Annotated in this window: 1 protein-coding gene and 2 pseudogenes; all 3 read right to left on the bottom strand. The window is 72.6% G+C overall.

Annotated elements, in window-relative coordinates:
• Nucleotides 1–80 precede the first annotated feature (80 nt).
• A pseudogene (locus tag GA0074704_RS29930) lies at nt 81–1,454 on the bottom strand (non-ribosomal peptide synthetase); the annotation flags it as partial.
• Between the two features lie 132 nt (nt 1,455–1,586).
• A pseudogene (locus GA0074704_RS29925) lies at nt 1,587–6,212 on the bottom strand (amino acid adenylation domain-containing protein); the annotation flags it as partial.
• Nucleotides 6,205–16,872 carry a non-ribosomal peptide synthetase gene (locus tag GA0074704_RS05965; protein WP_088969570.1) on the bottom strand — a complete coding sequence of 3,556 codons (10,668 nt, stop codon included), beginning with the start codon at nt 16,870–16,872 and terminating at the stop codon, nt 6,205–6,207. The gene GA0074704_RS05965 and the pseudogene GA0074704_RS29925, both read right to left, overlap by 8 nt.
• Nucleotides 16,873–16,880 lie beyond the last annotated feature (8 nt).

Raw genomic sequence — 16,880 nt, 5'->3', positions numbered from 1 at the left:
GGCAGGGCGCCCTCGGCCAGCGGCGCGGCCGCCGCCTCCTCGGGCAGCGGCAGGGCCCGCCGGTTCAGCTTGCCGTTGCGGTTGAGCGGGAGCTGGTCCAGGCAGACGAAGGCGGACGGCACCATGTGCCGGGGCAGCGTCTCGCCCAGGTGGCCGCGCAGCTCCGCCACCAGCTCGGTGGCCTCCACCTCCGGCCGGGACTCCGGCTCCGGCTCCGGCTCGACGTACGCGACCAGTCGCTGGCCGGAACCGTCGGGCAGGACCAGCACCGCGCAGGTGCGCACCCGGGGGTGCCGCACCAGGGCCGCCTCGATCTCGCCCAGCTCGATCCGGAAGCCCCGGATCTTGACCTGGTGGTCGACCCGGCCGACGAACTCGATGTTCCCGTCCGGCAGCCAGCGGACCAGGTCACCGCTGCGGTAGAGCCGACTGCCCGGCTCGCCGTACGGGTTCGCCACGAAGGACTCGGCGGTCAGCTCCGGCCGGTTGAGGTAACCCCGGGTCACCCCGACGCCGCCGATGTACAGCTCCCCCGGCACCCCCACCGGCACCGGCTGGAGGTGCTCGTCCAGCACGTACGTCTCGACGTTGGTGATCGGGCGGCCCATGTGCAGCACGTCGAGGTGCTCGTCGACCGGCGTGCCGGTGGCGAAGATGGTGGTCTCCGTCGGGCCGTACACGTTGAAGAACGTGCGGCCCGGCGCCCACGTGCGGATCAGGTCCGCCGGGTACGCCTCGCCACCGACCACCAGCGTGCGCAGGTGCGGCACGCCCTGCGGCGGCAGCGTGGCCAGCGCGCCCGGGGTGAAGCTGAGGTTCTCGATCGCCCGCTCGACCAGCACGTCGTGCAGGTCCTGGCCGATCATGTGCACCCCCGGCCGGGGGATGTGCAGGGTGCCGCCGGTCAGCAGCGGCATGAGGATCTCCCAGACCGAGAAGTCGAAGGAGTACGACGCCACCTGCAGCACCCGCTGCGGCCGGGCCAGGCAGTCGTGCTCCTGCTGCCACGGCACCACGTGGTTGACGCAGCGGTGCGCCACCATCACGCCCTTCGGGCGGCCGGTCGAGCCGGAGGTGTAGATGATGTAGGCCAGGTTCTCCGGGGTCAGGTCGGGCGTCGCCGGGGCCTCGGTCGGCTCGCCGGCGAAGACCGACGACCAGTCGGCGTCCAGCCGCAACGTCGGCGCGATGTCGGCGAACTTCCCGGCCAGGTGCGCCTGGGTGAGCACCAGCCGCAGCCCGGCGTCCTCCACCAGGAACGCCAGCCGGTCCGCCGGATAGCCCGGGTCCAGCGGCACGTACGCGCCACCGGCCTTGAGGATGCCGAGCAGGCCGACCAGCACCTCCACCGACCGGTCCAGGCAGAGCCCGACCAGCACGTCCGGCCCCACCCCGGCCGAGCGCAGGTGCTGCGCCACCTGGTTGGCCCGGGCGTCCAGCTCGCCGTAGCTGAGCTGCTCCTCGGCGTGCACCAGCGCCACCGCGTCCGGCGTCCGCGCCGCCTGCGCCGCGAAGAGCTCGTGCAGGTAACCGGGGGCGTCGTGGCTGAGCGAGGCGACGTTCCAGCGGTGCAGGATCCGCCCCCGCTCGACCTCGTCGAGGAGGCTGAGCTCGGCCACCCGCGCCTGCGGCGAGCTGATCAGCGACCGGCACGCCTGGAGCAGGTGGGCGAGCATCCCGTCGATGGTCCGGCGGTCGAAGCGCCCGGTGTCGTAGAGGATGCTGATGCCGAGCCGCTCGCCGGGGTTGACCACGACGTTGAGCGGGAAGTTGGTCCGCTCCTCCGCGTCGACGACGGTGAACCGCAGCGCGCTCTCGTCGTCCGACTCCAGCGGGTAGTTCTCGAAGACGAAGAGGCTCTCGAAGAGCTGCCCGTCGGCCGGGATCCCGCTCCACTGCTGGACCTGGATCAGCGGGCTGTACTCGTACTGCCGCAGCCGGGTGTTCTGGTCCTGGATCTCCTTCAGCCAGTCCAGCCAGCGCTTGTCGCCGGCGACCCGGACCCGGATCGGCAGGGTGTTGATGAACAGGCCGATCATCCGCTCGGCGCCCTCGAACTCCGGCGGACGCCCGGAGACCACCGAACCGAAGATCACGTCGTCGCTGCGGCTGTAGCGGCTCATCAGCAGGGCCCAGCAGCCCTGCAACACCGTGTTGAGGGTCAGGTGGTGGCTCTGCGCCAGCTCCTGGAGCTCCACGGTCTCGTCCTCGTCGAGGAAGACACCGACCGACGCGGACCGGTCCGGCTCGGGTGCGCCCTGCGCCGGCGCCTCCCGCTTGCGCTCCACGCTCAGCGGGGCGGCCTGGTCGATCCCGTGCAGCGTCTCCCGCCAGTACGCCTCCGCCTGCTGCATGTCCTGCTCGCCCAGCCAGGCGACGTAGTCCCGGTAGGGGCGGGTCGGCGCCACGGCGTCGGTCCGCCCGTGGACCAGCGCCTCGTAGCTCTGCACCACCTCGGCCAGGAGCAGGCTGTTGCTCCAGCCGTCGAGGATGGTGTGGTGCGCGCTCAGCACGAACCGGTAGTCGTCGTCGCCGGTCCGGGCCAGCAGCATCCGCCACTGCGGGATCTCGTGCGGCTCGAAGCCCTGCACCCGCTCCCGGCGCAGGTACGCGTCCAGGTGCTCCTGCTGCTGGTCGGCCGGCTCGGCGCGCCAGTCCCGCTCCTCCAACGGCACCGGGATCTGTCGCCAGACCAGTTGCAGCGGCTCGTGGTCGGGCACCGCCCAGAAGCTGGTCCGCAGGATCGGGTGCCGGCGCATCACCTCCGCCCAGGCCTGCCGGAAGAGGTCGGCCTGGAGTTCCCGCTCGATCCGGAGCACCACCTGCACGTGGTAGAGGCCCTGGCCCTGGGCGTACTGGCTCTGGAACCACAGGCCCTGCTGGAGCGGCGTCTGCGGATAGACGTCCTCCAGCGGCCGGAGCTTTCCGCTGTCCCGCCAGACCGGCAGCTCGCGGAGCTGGCCGACCAGCCCGTCGATCTCGGCCTGGTCCAGGCCACTGGCCGGCAGGTCGGACGGGCTGTAGCTGCTCTGGTCGGCGTCCCGGGCCGCGGCGGTGAGCTGCCGCAGGACGTCCAGGGTGTGCCGGGCGACCCGGTCGACGGTCTCCGGCCGGTGGACGGTCCCGTGGTGCGACCACTGCATCCGCAGCCGACCGTCCTGCACCCGGCTCACCACGTCGATCAGGTAGAGCCGCTGGTTGTCCGGCCCGACGTCGGTGCCCGCCGACTCCGGCGCGGCGGCGAGGTCACCGGCGAAGGTGCCGTCGAACTCGCCCAGGTGGTTGAAGCTGAGCTGGGCGGCCGGGGCGTCCCGGAGCCGCGCGCCGGCCTCGGTCCCGCCGTCGCGCAGCAGCCCGTACCCGATGCCGTGCCGGGGCCGGCGGCGCAGCAGCTCCTTGATCTCCTTGAGCCCGGCGGCGAGCGCGTCCGGCGCCGGCACCGGCAGCCGCACCGGCGAGATGGTGGTGAACCAGCCGACCGTGCGGGACAGGTCCACGTCGTCGAAGAGGTCCTCCCGGCCGTGCCCCTCCACGTCGACCCGGACGTGACTGTCGCCGGTCCACGCGCCGAGCGCGGCGGCGACCGCCGTGAGCAGGACGTCGTTGGCGCGGGTGTTGAACGCGGCCGGCACCTCCTGGAGGAGGGCCTGCGTCTCCTCCCGGCTCAGGCTCACCTCGTGCACCCGGGCGCGGGCCGCGGTGTTGTCGTCGGCCGGCCCGTCCAGCGGCAGCGGCCGGGTCACCTCGGTCTGCTCCAGCCAGTACGGCAGCTCCGCGGCGCTGGCCGGGCCGGCCGCCTCCTGCCCGAGCCGTCGCGCCCACTGCTGCCAGGAGGTGGACTTCGGCGGCAGCACGAGGTCCCGGCCGTCGCGGAGCTGAGCCGCCAGGGTGGCCAGGTCGTCCAGCAGGATCCGCCAGGAGACGACGTCCACCACCAGGTGGTGCGCCACCAGCAGCAGGCGGTGCTGCCCGTCGTCCAGGCCGGTGAAGAGCGCAGCGCGGAACAGCGGCGCCTCGGCGAGGTCGAAGCCGCGCTGGGCCTGCTGCGCCAGCTCGGCGAGCCGGTCGGCCCGCTGCCCGGCGGGCACCGACGACAGGTCGTGCACCTGCCACACCGGCTCCGCCCCGGGCGCCGCCAGCTCCGCCCGCCAGCCGTCGCCGTCGGGGGCGTACCGCGCCCGCAGCCCGTCGTGGTGCTCCACCAGGCGCCGCAGGAGGCCCGGCCACTGCTCCGGGGCCGGGTCGGTCGGCACGGTCAGCAGGAGCGCCTGGTTGAACCAGTGTGGCTGGGCGAACCGCTGGGTGAAGAACCAGCGCTGCACCGGCGTCAGCTCCACCGGCCCGGTCACCGGGCCCTGCTCGGCGTGCACGACCGGCGCGTCCTGCCGCACCACCACCGCGCCCAGCTCGGCCACGGTCTGGTGCTCGAAGAGCTGCTTGACGGTCAGCTGGAGGCCGAGCTGCTTGGCCCGGAAGATGACCTGGAGGCTGAGGATCGAGTCGCCGCCGAGGGCGAAGAAGTTGTCGTGCACGCCGACCGGGTGGGCCACGCCCAGCACCGCCCGCCAGATCTCGGCCAACTGCTCCTCGACCCGGGTACGCGGCGCGACGTACTCGCCCTGGGCGGTGTCGGCGTGCGCCTGCCAGTCCACGGCCGCCAGGGCCCGCCGGTCCAGCTTGCCGTTCGGGTCCAGGGGCAGGCCGTCCAGCGCGACGAAGATGCTCGGCACCATGTGCGCGGGGAGCCGGTCGGCCAGGTGGGCCTGAAGGTCCTCCACGGGCAGCGGGTCGTCGGCGACGACGTACGCGACCAGCCGCTTGCCGTCGGCCTCGCCGTGCACCAGCACGGCGGCGGCGCGTACCCGGGGGTGGCCGGTGAGCGCGCTCTCGATCTCGCCCAGCTCGACCCGGTGACCACGGATCTTGACCTGGGCGTCGATCCGGCCCAGGAACTCGATCGTGCCGTCGGCGAGGTGGCGGACCCGGTCACCGGTCTTGTAGAGGCGGCCGCCGGGCTGCCGCCCGAACGGGTCGGCGACGAAGACCTCGGCGGTCAGCTCCGGCCGGCCCAGGTAGCCGCGGGCCACCCCGTTGCCGCCGACGTACAGCTCACCGGCGACGCCCACCGGGACCGGTTGCAGACGTGAGTCGAGGATGTAGAGCTGCGCCCCGGGGATGGGTCGTCCGATGTGGACCCGCTCCAGGTCCGGGCCGAACCGGGCGAGGCTGACCGCGACCGTGGTCTCGGTCGGACCGTACCCGTTGAAGAAGCCCCGGTCGGCGGCCCAGAGCTGGACCAGGTCCAGCGGGCAGGCCTCGCCGCCGACGCCGATGGGGCGCAGTGCCGGCAGCTCGGCCGCCGGCAGGGTGGCCAGCGCGGACGGGGTGAGACCGATGTTCTCGATCGCCTGCTCGGTGAGGAAGTCGGCGAGGTCGGTGCCGATCATCTTCAGCTCCGGCGGCGCGAGCACCAGGCTGCTGCCGGAAAGCAGGGCGGTGGACAGCTCCCAGACCGAGATGTCGAAGCTGAGCGAGGTGCTCTGGAGGACCCGCTGCGGGGTGTCCAGGCCGTAGTTCTCGCGCTGCCACGCCACCAGGGAGCGGATCCCCCGGTGCGGGACCTGGACCCCCTTGGGCCGCCCGGTGGAGCCGGACGTGTAGATCACGTAGGCCAGGTTCTCCGCGGTCACCCCGCTGGCCGGCGGGGTCGCCGGCTGCTCGGCCAGCCGCGGCCAGACCGTCTCGACGTCCAGCACCGTCGCGTCGCCGCCGGGCAGCAGGTCGGCCAGGGACCGCCGGGTCAGCAGGACCGCCAGCCCGGCGTCGGCGGCCATGTACGCCAGCCGCTCGCGGGGGTAGCCGGAGTCCAGCGGGACGTACGCGCCGCCGGCCTTCATCACCGCCAGCAGGCCGACCACCATCTCCGGCGACCGGGGCAGGCAGAGCCCGACCAGGGTCTCCGGTCCCACGCCGTGGGCCCTCAGCAGGTGGGCCAGCCGGTTCGCCTGCTCGTCGAGGGCTGCGTAGCTGAGCTGGACCTCACCCGCGACCAGCGCCACCCGGTCCGGGAACCGGCGGACCTGCGCCTCGAACAGCTCGTGGAAACATGCCGGGCGCTCCGTCTGCTGCCTCCGCTGCGCCAGCCGCAGGCGCAGCAGTTTCTGCTGCTCGGCGGAGAGCTCGGCGATGTGCTGAGGGAGACGCTCATTCATTTGCTTCACTCTTCTCTGCAGCAGGCGAAGAATTGTTGATCTGTGCGAGGAGGTCGGCTGACGAGAGCTGCTGGATCTCCGCCACCAGGTCGGCCAGGTCCAGATCGGCCAGATCCAGGTCGGCCAGGTCGAGGTCGGCGTCGGGGGCGTCGTCCGGTGCGGCGCTCCACTGCTGGAGCACCTGCTGGTGCTCCGACCTGCTGAGGATCGAGAACCGGGCCAGCGGGGCGTCGGGCGACTCGACGGCCTGCGTGCAGAGGTGCCGCAGGTGCGCCAGCAGCCGCTCGACGGTGTCCCGCTCGAAGCGCCTCGGGTCGTACTGGACGGTGACGTGCAGGCGCCCGTCGCGCAGCGTCGCCACCACACCCAGCGGATAGTGGATCCGCTCCTCGGACCGCGGCCTGGTCAGCCGCAGCGCGGTGTCGGACGCCTCCTCCACCGGATAGTTCTCGAAGACGAAGAGGCTGTTGAACAGCTCGGCCCCGGACGGCAGCCCGCTCCAGCGCCGCACCCGGTCCAGCGGGCTGTACTCGTACTGCCGCATCTGGAGGTTCTGCTCCTGGAGGCCACGCATCCAGTCCACCCAGGACGAGCCGGCGGGCATCCGGATCCGCAGCGGCAGCGTGTTGATGAACAGGCCGGTCATCCGCTCCACGTCGGGGATCTCGGCGGGCCGGCCGGAGACCACCACCCCGAAGACCACGTCGTCGGTGTCCTCGTACCGGCCGAGCAGCAGGGCCCAGCAGCCCTGCAGGACGGTGTTCAGGGTGAGCCGGTGCCGCTGGGCGAGCTCCTGGAGCCGGGCACTCTCCTCGGCGTCGAAGAGCAGCTCCGCCTCGGCGTGGCTGACCGTTCCGGTCGACTCCGCGCCGACCGGGTCGTGGCGTTCGATGCTCGACGGGGTGGCCGCCTCGATCCCGCGCAGCGTCTCCCGCCAGTACCGCTCGGCCTGCGCCATGTCCTGCTCGCGGAACCAGGCCACGTAGTCCCGGTAGGGCCGGGCCGGGGCCAGGGCCTCCGGGCGACCGTCGCGCAGCGCCTCGTAACTGCGTACCACCTCGGCCAGGAGCAGCGCGTAGCTCCAGCCGTCGAGGATGGCGTGGTGCATGCTGAGCACGAAGTGGTGACTGTGCTCGCCGGTCCGGGCGAGCAGCATCCGCCACTGCGGCACCTCCTGCGGCTCGAAGCCGCGGACCCGGTCCTGCGCCAGGTACCCCGCCAGCTCCGCCTCGGCCGGCTCGGTACGCCAGTCCCGCACCTCCAGCGGCACCGGGAGCTGCCGCCAGACCAGTTGCAGCGGCTCGTGGTCCTCGATCGCCCAGAAGCTGGTCCGCAGGATCGGGTGCCGGCGCATCACCTCCGCCCAGGCCCGCCGGAACAGGTCCACGTCGAGTTCCTGGTCGATGTCGTGGATCAACTGGACGTGGTAGAGGCCCTGGCCCTGGGCGTACTGGCTCTGGAACCACAGGCCCTGCTGCAACGGCGTCTGCGGGTAGACGTCCTCCAACGGGCGGGGCCGGTCGCTGTCCCGCCACTGCGGCAGCTCCCGGAGCTGGCCGACCAGGGCGTCGATGGCGGCCTGGTCCAGGCCGGCGGCCGGCAGGTCGGACGGGCTGTAGCCGCTGACGTCGGGCCGGCGGGCCTCGTCGGCGAGCCGGTCCAGGGCGGCCAGCACCTCCCCGGCGACCCGCTCGACGGTCTCCGGCCGGTGGGCCGTCGGGCTGTACGTCCACCGCATCCGCAGCTCGCCGTCCTGCACCCGGCTGACCACCTCGACGGGGTACGGGCGGTGGTTCTCCGGCCCGATGTCCGAGCCGACCGCCTCGTACGCGGTGGCGAAGCTGCTGGCTCCGTCGAAGGTGCCCAGGTGGTTGAAGCTGAGCTGGGCGGCGGGGGCGTCGCGCAGCTCGGCGCCGGCCTCGGTGCCGAGCAGCAGCCCGTACCCGATGCCGTGGCGCGGCCGGCGGCGCAGCAGCTCCTTGATCTCCTTGAGCCCGGCGGCCAGGTCGGTGCCGGCGGGCACCGGCAGCCGCACCGGGGAGATGGTGGTGAACCAGCCGACGGTGCGGGACAGGTCCACGTCGTCGAAGAGGTCCTCCCGGCCGTGCCCCTCCAGGTCGACCCGGACGTGGCCGTCGCCGGTCCAGCCGCCGACCGCCGCGGCGACCGCCGTGAGCAGCACGTCGTTGACCCGGGTGTCGAAGGCGGCCGGCACGTCCCGCAGCAGCGCCCGGGTCCGCTCCCGGCTCAGCACCGCCTCGTGCGTCCGGGCCCGGCCGGTGGTGTCGGCGTCGACCGGCCCGTCCAGCGGCAGCGGTTGGACGGCCGCCACCTGCTCTCGCCAGTACGGCAGCTCGGCCACGGTGGTCCCGCTCCGCGCCTCCTGCTCCAGCCGCCGCGCCCACTGCCGCCACGAGCTGGACTTGGCCGGAAGGCTCAGCTCCGCGCCCTGCCGGGCCTGCTCCGCCAGCGCGGTGACGTCCTCCAGCAGGATCCGCCAGGAGACCACGTCCACCACCAGGTGGTGCACGGCGAGCAGCAACCGGTCCGGGCCGTCGGCCAGCCCGGTGAAGAGCACCGCCCGGAACAGCGGCGCCTCGGCGAGGTCCAGTTCGGACTGGGCCCGCTCCGCCAGCTCGGCGAGCCGGTCGGCCTGCTGCCCGGCGGGCACCGACGACAGGTCGTGCAGCTGCCAGGGCAGGGTGCGCGGCGGGTCGGTCAGCTCGGCGTGCCAGCCGTCGTCGTCGGGGGCGTACCGCGCCCGCAGCCCGTCGTGGTGCGCAAGCCACCGGGCCAGGACCTGCTGCCACCGGTCCGGCGACAGCTCCACCGGCACCTCCAGCAGCAGACTCTGGTTGAACCAGTGCGCCTGGGCGAACCGCTGGTCGAAGAACCAGCGCTGGATCGGCGTCAGCTCCACCGGCCCGGTCACCACGCCCTGTTCGGCGTGCACGACCGTCGCGTCCTGCCGGGTGACCACCGGGCTCAGCTCGGCGATGGTCTGGTGCTGGAAGAGCTGCCGGACGGTGAGGTGCAGGCCGAGCTGCTTGGCCCGGAAGATCACCTGGAGGCTGAGGATCGAGTCGCCGCCGAGGGCGAAGAAGTTGTCGTGCACGCTCACCGGGTCGGGCGTGCCCAGCACCGACCGCCAGACCTCCGCCAGCTGCTCCTCGACCGGGTTGCGCGGGGCCGCGTACTCGCCCTTGACGGTGGTGGCGTGCTCCTGCCAGGGGAGGGCGGCCAGGGCCCGCCGGTCCACCTTGCCGTTGGAGTTGAGCGGCACGGCGTCCAGCGGGACGAAGATGCTCGGCACCATGTAGCCGGGCAGCCGCTCGCCCAGGAACGCCTGGAGCGCGTCGACGGAGACGCCGTCGGCCGACCCGACGTAGGCGACCAGCCGCTTGACGTTCGCCTCCGACTTCACCAGCACGGCGGCGCCCTGCACCCCGGGATGCTGGATCAGGGCGGCCTCGATCTCGCCCAGCTCGATCCGGAAGCCCCGGATCTTGACCTGCTGGTCGACCCGGCCGACGAACTCGATGTTCCCGTCCGGCAGCCAACGGACCAGGTCACCGCTCTTGTAGAGCCGACTGCCCGGCTCGCCGTACGGGTTCGCCACGAAGTACTCGGCGGTCAGCTCCGGCCGGTTGAGGTAACCACGGGTGACGCCGGCGCCGCCGATGTAGAGCTCGCCGGGCACGCCGACCGGGACGGGCTGGAGGTGCCGGTCGAGGACGTACGTCTCGACGTTGGTGATCGGGCGGCCCATGTGCAGCACGTCGAGGTGCTCGTCGATCAGGGTGCCGGTGGTGTAGATGGTGGTCTCGGTCGGGCCGTACACGTTGAAGAAGGTCCGGCCCGGCGCCCAGGTGCGGATCAGGTCCGCCGGGTACGCCTCGCCACCGACCATCAGCGTGCGCAGGTGCGGCAGGCCGCCGGGCGGCAGGGTGGCCAGCGCGCCCGGGGTGAAGTTCAGGCTCTCGACGGCCTGCTCGACCAGCACGTCGTGCAGGTCCTGGCCGATCATGTGCACGCCCGGCTTCGGGACGACCAGCGTGCCGCCGGTGAGCAGCGGGAGCTGGATCTCCCAGACCGAGAAGTCGAAGGAGTACGACGCGACCTGCAACACCCGCTGCGGCCGGCTGAGGCACTCGTGTTCCCGCACCCAGGGCACCACGTGGTTCAGGCAGCGGTGCGCCACCATCACGCCCTTCGGCCGGCCGGTCGAGCCGGAGGTGTAGATGATGTAGGCCAGGTTGTCCAGGGTGAGGCCGGGCGTCGCGGGCGCCTCGGTCGGTTCGGCGGCGATGGTCGGCCACCCGGTGTCCAGGCAGACCGTCGGCGCGCCCGCCGCAGCCGCCTTCTCGTTCAGGTGCGACCGGGTCAGCACCAGCCGCAGGCCGGCGTCCTCGACCAGGAACGCCAGCCGGTCCCGGGGGTTGCGCGGGTCCATCGGCACGTAACCGCCGCCGGCCTTCAGGATGCCGAGCAGGCCGACCAGCACCTCCACCGACCGGTCCAGGCAGAGCCCGACCAGCACGTCCGGCCCGACGCCCCGGGCCCGCAGCGCGTGCGCCAACTGGTTGGCCCGGGCGTCCAGCTCGCGGTAGCTGAGCTGCTCGTCCCCGTGGACCAGCGCCACCGCGTCCGGCGTCCGCGCCGCCTGGGCCGCGAACAACTCGTGCAGGTACGCCGGCTCGCCGCCGGAGCGGGAGGCGACGTTCCAGTCGCCCAGGATCCGCGTACGCTCCGCCTCGGGGAGCATCACCAGGTCCTGGACCCGCTCGTCCGGCCGGGCCAGCGCCGACTCCAGCAGCACCTCGAACTGGTCGGCCATCCGGGCGATCGTGCGGTCCCGGAACAGGTCGGTGCTGTACTCGAAGCCGAGCCGGAGCCCCTCGGGGTCCTCCTGGACCATGAGGACGAGGTCGAAGCGGGAGACCCGCAGGCTCATCCCCTCCTCGACCAGGCGGTGCATCCACGGCTCGGCCCGCACCTGGTCCGACACGTGCTCCAGCAGGGGCAGGCTCTCGTCGGCGACCATCACCTGGAAGATCGGGTTGTAGCCGAGGTTCCGCTCGGGGCAGAGCGCCTCGACCACCCGGTCGAAGGGGATCTCCTGGTGGGCCTGGGCCTGGAAGAGCTGCCGGCGGACCTGGAGCAGCACGTCGGAGAAGCGCGGGTTGCCGCGCAGGTCCACCCGCAGGGCCACCGTGTTGACCAGGAAGCCGATGATCGGCTCCAGTTCGGCCCGGTGCCGGTTGGCGATCGGCACGCCGATCACCACCACGTCCTGCCCGCTGTAGCGGGAGAGCAGGACGGCCGCCCCGGCGAGCATGGTGATGTAGTTCGTCACCTGGGACTCGCCGCTGAGCCGCTTGATCCCGTCGGTCAGCTCGGCGGGCAACTGCCGGCGCAGGAAGGAACCCTGGTAGCGCTGCACCTCGGGGCGCGGGAAGTCGGTGGGCAGGGCCAGCAGCTCGGGGGCCTCGGCCAGCTGCTCCTTCCAGTAGGCCAGGTGGAGATCCAGCCAGTCCTCGCGCAGCCAGTTCTGCTGCCAGACGGCGTAGTCGGCGTACTGGACGGCCAGCTCCGGCAGCGGCCCGGGAGCGTCCTCGGCCAGCGCCTGGCAGATCCGGAGGAACTCCTGGCCGAACAGGCCGATGGAGTAGCCGTCGAAGACCGTGTGGTGGGCGCTGAGCACCAGCACCTGCTCGGTGTCGGAGAGGCTGACCAGCACGGTCCGCAGCAGCGGGCCGGTGACCAGGTCGAACGGCTCGGCCCAGCGGCGCCGGATCTCCTCCTGCGCCCGCGCCTCGCGCTCCTCGGCGGGAAGCGTGGTGAGGTCGACCACCGGCACCTCGACCCGCCACTGGTCCGCCACGACCTGCCAGACCTGGCCGTCCTCCTCGCGGAAGGTGGTCCGCAGGGTCTCGTGGCGGCGGAGCATCTCGTCCAGGCCGGCCGAGAGGACGCTGCCCGGGATCGCCGCCGACCAGGGGATGAGCCAGTTGACGGTGTAGAAGTTGCTGCCCGGGTTGAGTCGGTCGAGGAACCAGAGCCGCTGCTGGTCGAAGCTCGCCGGCAGCGGGGCGTCCCGGGGTACGGGCACCAGCGCCGGAAGCCGCAGCGGCTGCTGCTCGTCCTGGAGCCGTTGGAGTTCGGGGGCGAGCTGGGCGATGGTCGGCAGGTCGAAGAAGCTGTGCACCGGCAGGTCGACCGAGAAGACCTGGCGGATCCGCGCGGAGAGCTGGACCGCCAGCAGGGAGTGCCCGCCGAGGGTGAAGAAGTCGTCCCGGATGCCGATCGGGCCGCGCGAGAGCACCTGCTCGTAGATCGAGACCAGCAGCGCCTCGGTGGTGCTGCGGGCCGGCAGATAGCCGGCGGCGCCGGTGGTCGGGGCGGCGCCGGGCAGCGGCAGCGCCCGCCGGTCGAGCTTGCCGCTGGAGGTGACCGGCAGCGCGTCCAGCACCACGAAGTCGGCCGGCACCATGTAGTCCGGCAGCCGATCCCGCAGGTACGCCTTGACCTGCGGGACGAGCAGGTCCTCGATCTCGGCCCGGAGCGGGTGGTTGGCCCAGCGCTGCCAGTCGCCGTCGTCGCCGGACCGCACCTCGACGCGCTCCTCCGCGTCGATGCCGGCCGGCTCGACGCCCGCCCGCTCCAGCAGGACGGTGTAGCCGCCGTCGGAACCGTGGCCGGCCCAGCTGATGGTCGCGGTGTAGCCGGCCTGCTCCGCCAGCTCCCAGACGTCCTCGGGGTCCACCCCGGCGTCGGCCGGTTCCTGCGCCCGCCACCCCTCGACGGTGTCCACGCTGGAGTCACCCCTGAGCCAACGCAGGCCCTCGGTGGCGGCGGCGACCCGGGCGTTGGGCACCCGGCATAGCCGCAGCCGGTCGGGCCGCTCCCGGTCCAGGGTCTCCCGCAGGGCGGGCAGGGTCAGGCCGGCGGCCGACCAGTCCTCGACGCGGGTGACCGGTGGGACCGGGGCGTCGGCGGGGAGCGGCTCGCCGACGTGCAGCACCACCTGGTAGCGGAACCGGGTCAGCTCGTTGCGGTGGTGGCCCCGCTTGGGCCGGATCTCCACCCGGTGGATCCGGCCGGTTCGGGCCGCCCAGCGGTGGAACAGGACCGGGTCGAGGGTCAACTCCTTCTCCTGCTGCACCCGCTGCCGCACCCGCTGCCAGATCTGTTGGCGGGTGGTGCCGTCCGCCGCCCGGCTCAGCTCGATGTCGGCGTGGAACGCCTCAAGCAGCGGCAGGCTGCGGACGTCGCCGACGATGATCCGGCCACCGGGGGCGACCCGGTCCAGCGCGCCGTCCAGCACCCGCAGCAGGTAGTTGACGTCGGGGAAGTACTGGACGACCGAGTTGACCAGCACCGTGTCGACCGCCGCGGCGGGCAGGTCGGCGAGCTGGTCGGCGGTGCGTTGCGACAGGGTGACCGAGTCGCGCAGCCGCGGCATGGTGTCCAGCCGCCGGCGTACGGAGTCGAGCACCGCGCCGGAGAAGTCGGTCCCGTGGTAGCGGCGGCAGCCCTCGGCGAGCGGGAAGAGCAGCAGTCCGGTGCCGCAGCCGATCTCCAGCAGCTCCTGCGGCCGGTACGACCGGACCAGGGCCAGGGTGTCCTGCCGCCAGGCCTCCATCTCGTCCAGCGGGATGGCCTGCCCGGTGTAGCTGCTGGTCCAGCCGGAGTAGTCGGCGCCGTCCTCGGTGGGCGTCACCTCCAGCTGGTCGAAGCTGTCGTAGACCTGCTGCCAGTGGCTGAGCCGGTCGTCGAGCAGGGTGGTCTCCTCGCCCTGCACGGCGGCCTGCGCGTTCAGCGGGTCGAGCACCAGGTAGGAGATGAGCGAGGCGCCACCGGGCTGGTCCTGGCGGACCAGCGTGGTCGCGGTCTGCACCACCGGGTGCCGGCTCAGCACGGTGTCGATCTCGCCGAGCTCGATCCGGTAGCCCCGGATCTTGACCTGCGAGTCGGTGCGGCCGAGGAACTCCATGTTCCCGTCGGCCCGCCACCGGGCCATGTCGCCGGTGCGGTAGATCCGCAGGCCGGGCTCGTGGTCGAAGGGCGAGGCGAGGTACTTGCCGGCGGTGAGCCCGGGATCGCCGGCGTAGCCGAGGCTCAGGCAGTCGCCGGCGATGTAGAGGTCGCCGGGCACGTCGACCGGGCAGGGCTGGAGGTTGCGGTCGAGGATGTAGTAGCGGGCGTTCTGGATCGGCCTGCCGTACGGGATGCTCGTCCAGCCGGGGTCGACCTGGTGGATCGGGAAGAAGTTCGACCAGACGGTCGCCTCGGTCGCGCCGCCCAGGCCGACGACCTGGACGTTCGGGAACGCCGCCGTCATGATGTCCGGCGAGTTCACCGGGATCCAGTCGCCGCTCATGAAGATCAGCCGCAGCGAGGTGGAGACGACGGCGTCCGCCCCGGTGCCGCTCGGGGGCAGGAACGGCACGAGCTGCATGAGCGCGGCCGGCGCCGAGTCCCAGAAGGTGATCGGTTCGGTGGCCAGCATCTTCAGCAGCCGGGTCGGCTCCTGGATGTCCGGCCCGGACGCCAGCCGGATCGAACCACCGGCGGCGAGGATGCCGAACACGTCGTAGACCGAGAGGTCGAAGCTGAGCGAGGTGATGAAGAGCATCCGGTCGTCGGGGCCGACCGCGAAGGTCTGGTTGACCCACTCGATCAGGTTGACCGCCGCGTGGTGGGCGACCATCACGCCCTTCGGGGTGCCGGTCGAGCCCGAGGTGAAGATGATGTACGCCAGGTCCTGGGCGGTCCCCCGCGGCGGCAGGTCGTCCGGCGACCGTCCGGCCAGGTCGGCCGGCCCGTGCAGCTGGTACGGGTGCGCGGACAGCGGCTCGCCGTCCGCGTCGGCGTCGCCGTCCGCGTCGTCCAGGCAGACCAGGTGGGCGAGCCGGGGCAGCGGGTCGGCGCTCAGCAGCGCGGGCACCAGCTCCCGCTGGGTGAGCACGCAGCCGATGTCCAGCGAGTCCAGGATCCAGTGCCAGCGCTTGACCGGGGCGCTGGCCTGCAACGGGACGTAGATCCCGCCGGCCTTGAGGATGCCCAGCAGGGCCGGCACCATCTCCGCGGCGCGTTCCATCAGGATCGCCACGTGGCTGCCCGGCCCGACCCCCAGCTCGACGAGGTGGTGGGCGATCCAGTTGGCCTGCCGGTTCAGCTCCGCGTAGGTCCAGCTCCGGTCGCCGAAGAGCAGCGCCGTCGCGTCCGGGGTCCGCCGTACCTGCTGCTCGAAGAGCTGGTGGATGAGGGATTCCCGGGAGTACGGCCGGTCGGTGTCGTTCCACTCGTGGACCAGCCGGGTGTGCTCGACGTCGGTGAGCATCGACAGCTGCCCCAGCGGGGCGTCGGGCAGGCGTACCAGGTCGGCGTGGAGCCGGTCCAGGTGCGCCAGCATCGCCTCGACGGTCGCGCCGTCGAACCGGGCGGTGTCGAAGTGGACGGTGACCGTCAACTGCCTGCCCGGGGCGACCACCACCCGCAACGGATAGGGCGCCCGGGTCTCCTCGCGTACCCGGGTCATGGCCAGCGCGCCGCCCGGAGCCGGCTCGGCCTCGTCGACGGAGAGGACCGTCTCGAACAACGGATTGCCCGAGCCGACCCGGCTCCACTGCTGGATCGACAGCAGCGGGGTGTGCTCGTGGCGGTGCAGCTCGGCGTACCGGTCCTGGAGCCCGCGCATCCACTCGGCCCACGGCGTCGCGCCGGGCACCCGTACCCGCAACGGCAGCGTGTTGATGAGCAGGCCCACCATCCGCTCGACCCCGGGCAGGTCGCCGGAGCGTCCGGGCACGGTGACGCCGACGACCACGTCGTCGGTGCCGGCGTACCGGCTCAGCAGCAGGGCCCAGCAGCCTCGGGCCACCGTGGCCAGCGACAGGCCACGCTCCTCGGCGACCTGCCTCAGGCGGGCGGTCCGCTCCTCGTCGAGGACCAGGACGCGCTGGTCGTAACCGTCGTCCACGGCCGGGTCGGTGACGGCGCCGGCCTTGCGCTCCACGGGCAGCGGCGCGGCCGACGCGACCTCCGCCAGCTCGGTGGACCAGAACCGCTCGGCCTCGGCGAGGTCGAGGCCGTCCAGCCGGCGTACGTGCTCCTCGAACGGCGTCGGCTCGGGCAGCCGGGCCGCCGCGCCGCCGGTCAGCTGCGCGTAGTACGCCTCGACCTCGCGCAGCACGATCGCCTGGCTCGGCTCGTCCAGGACGATGTAGTGCAGGCTCCAGAGGACCTGATAGAGGTTCTCGTCCAGCCGGGCGACGTGCAGCCGCCACAGTGGGGCCTCGGTGAGGTCGAACCCGTCGGCGAGATCCTGCCGGCGGTGCGCCGCCAGCCGGTCCCGCTGCTCCTCGGTGGTCAGCCCGCGCCAGTCGGCGAGGACGAGGGGGACGTCGACGTTCGGGCGGACGACCTGCGACGGGCGCTGGCCGCGCAGGTCACGGAAACCGGTCCGGAGCGCGCTGTGCCGGTCGGCGACGAGCCGCCAGCTCTCCCGGAACACATCGATCCGCAACTCGTGCTCGATGCGCAGTTCCACCTGCACGTGGAACAGTCCGGGCTTTCCCCCGAAATCGCTTCCGAACATGACGCCCTGCTGCGTGGGCGTCATCGGGTAACACGCTTCGACGATTTCCTCACCCATTGCGAATC

This window comes from Micromonospora siamensis (assembly GCF_900090305.1).
GTDB lineage: Bacteria > Actinomycetota > Actinomycetes > Mycobacteriales > Micromonosporaceae > Micromonospora > Micromonospora siamensis.
This window is presented reverse-complemented; position numbering and strand designations above follow the sequence as displayed.

Excerpts from the sequence above, each read along its gene's own strand:
- GA0074704_RS05965 (WP_088969570.1), bottom strand. The coding sequence starts at position 16,872 with ATGGGTGAGGAAATCGTCGAAGCGTGTTACCCGATGACGCCCACGCAG.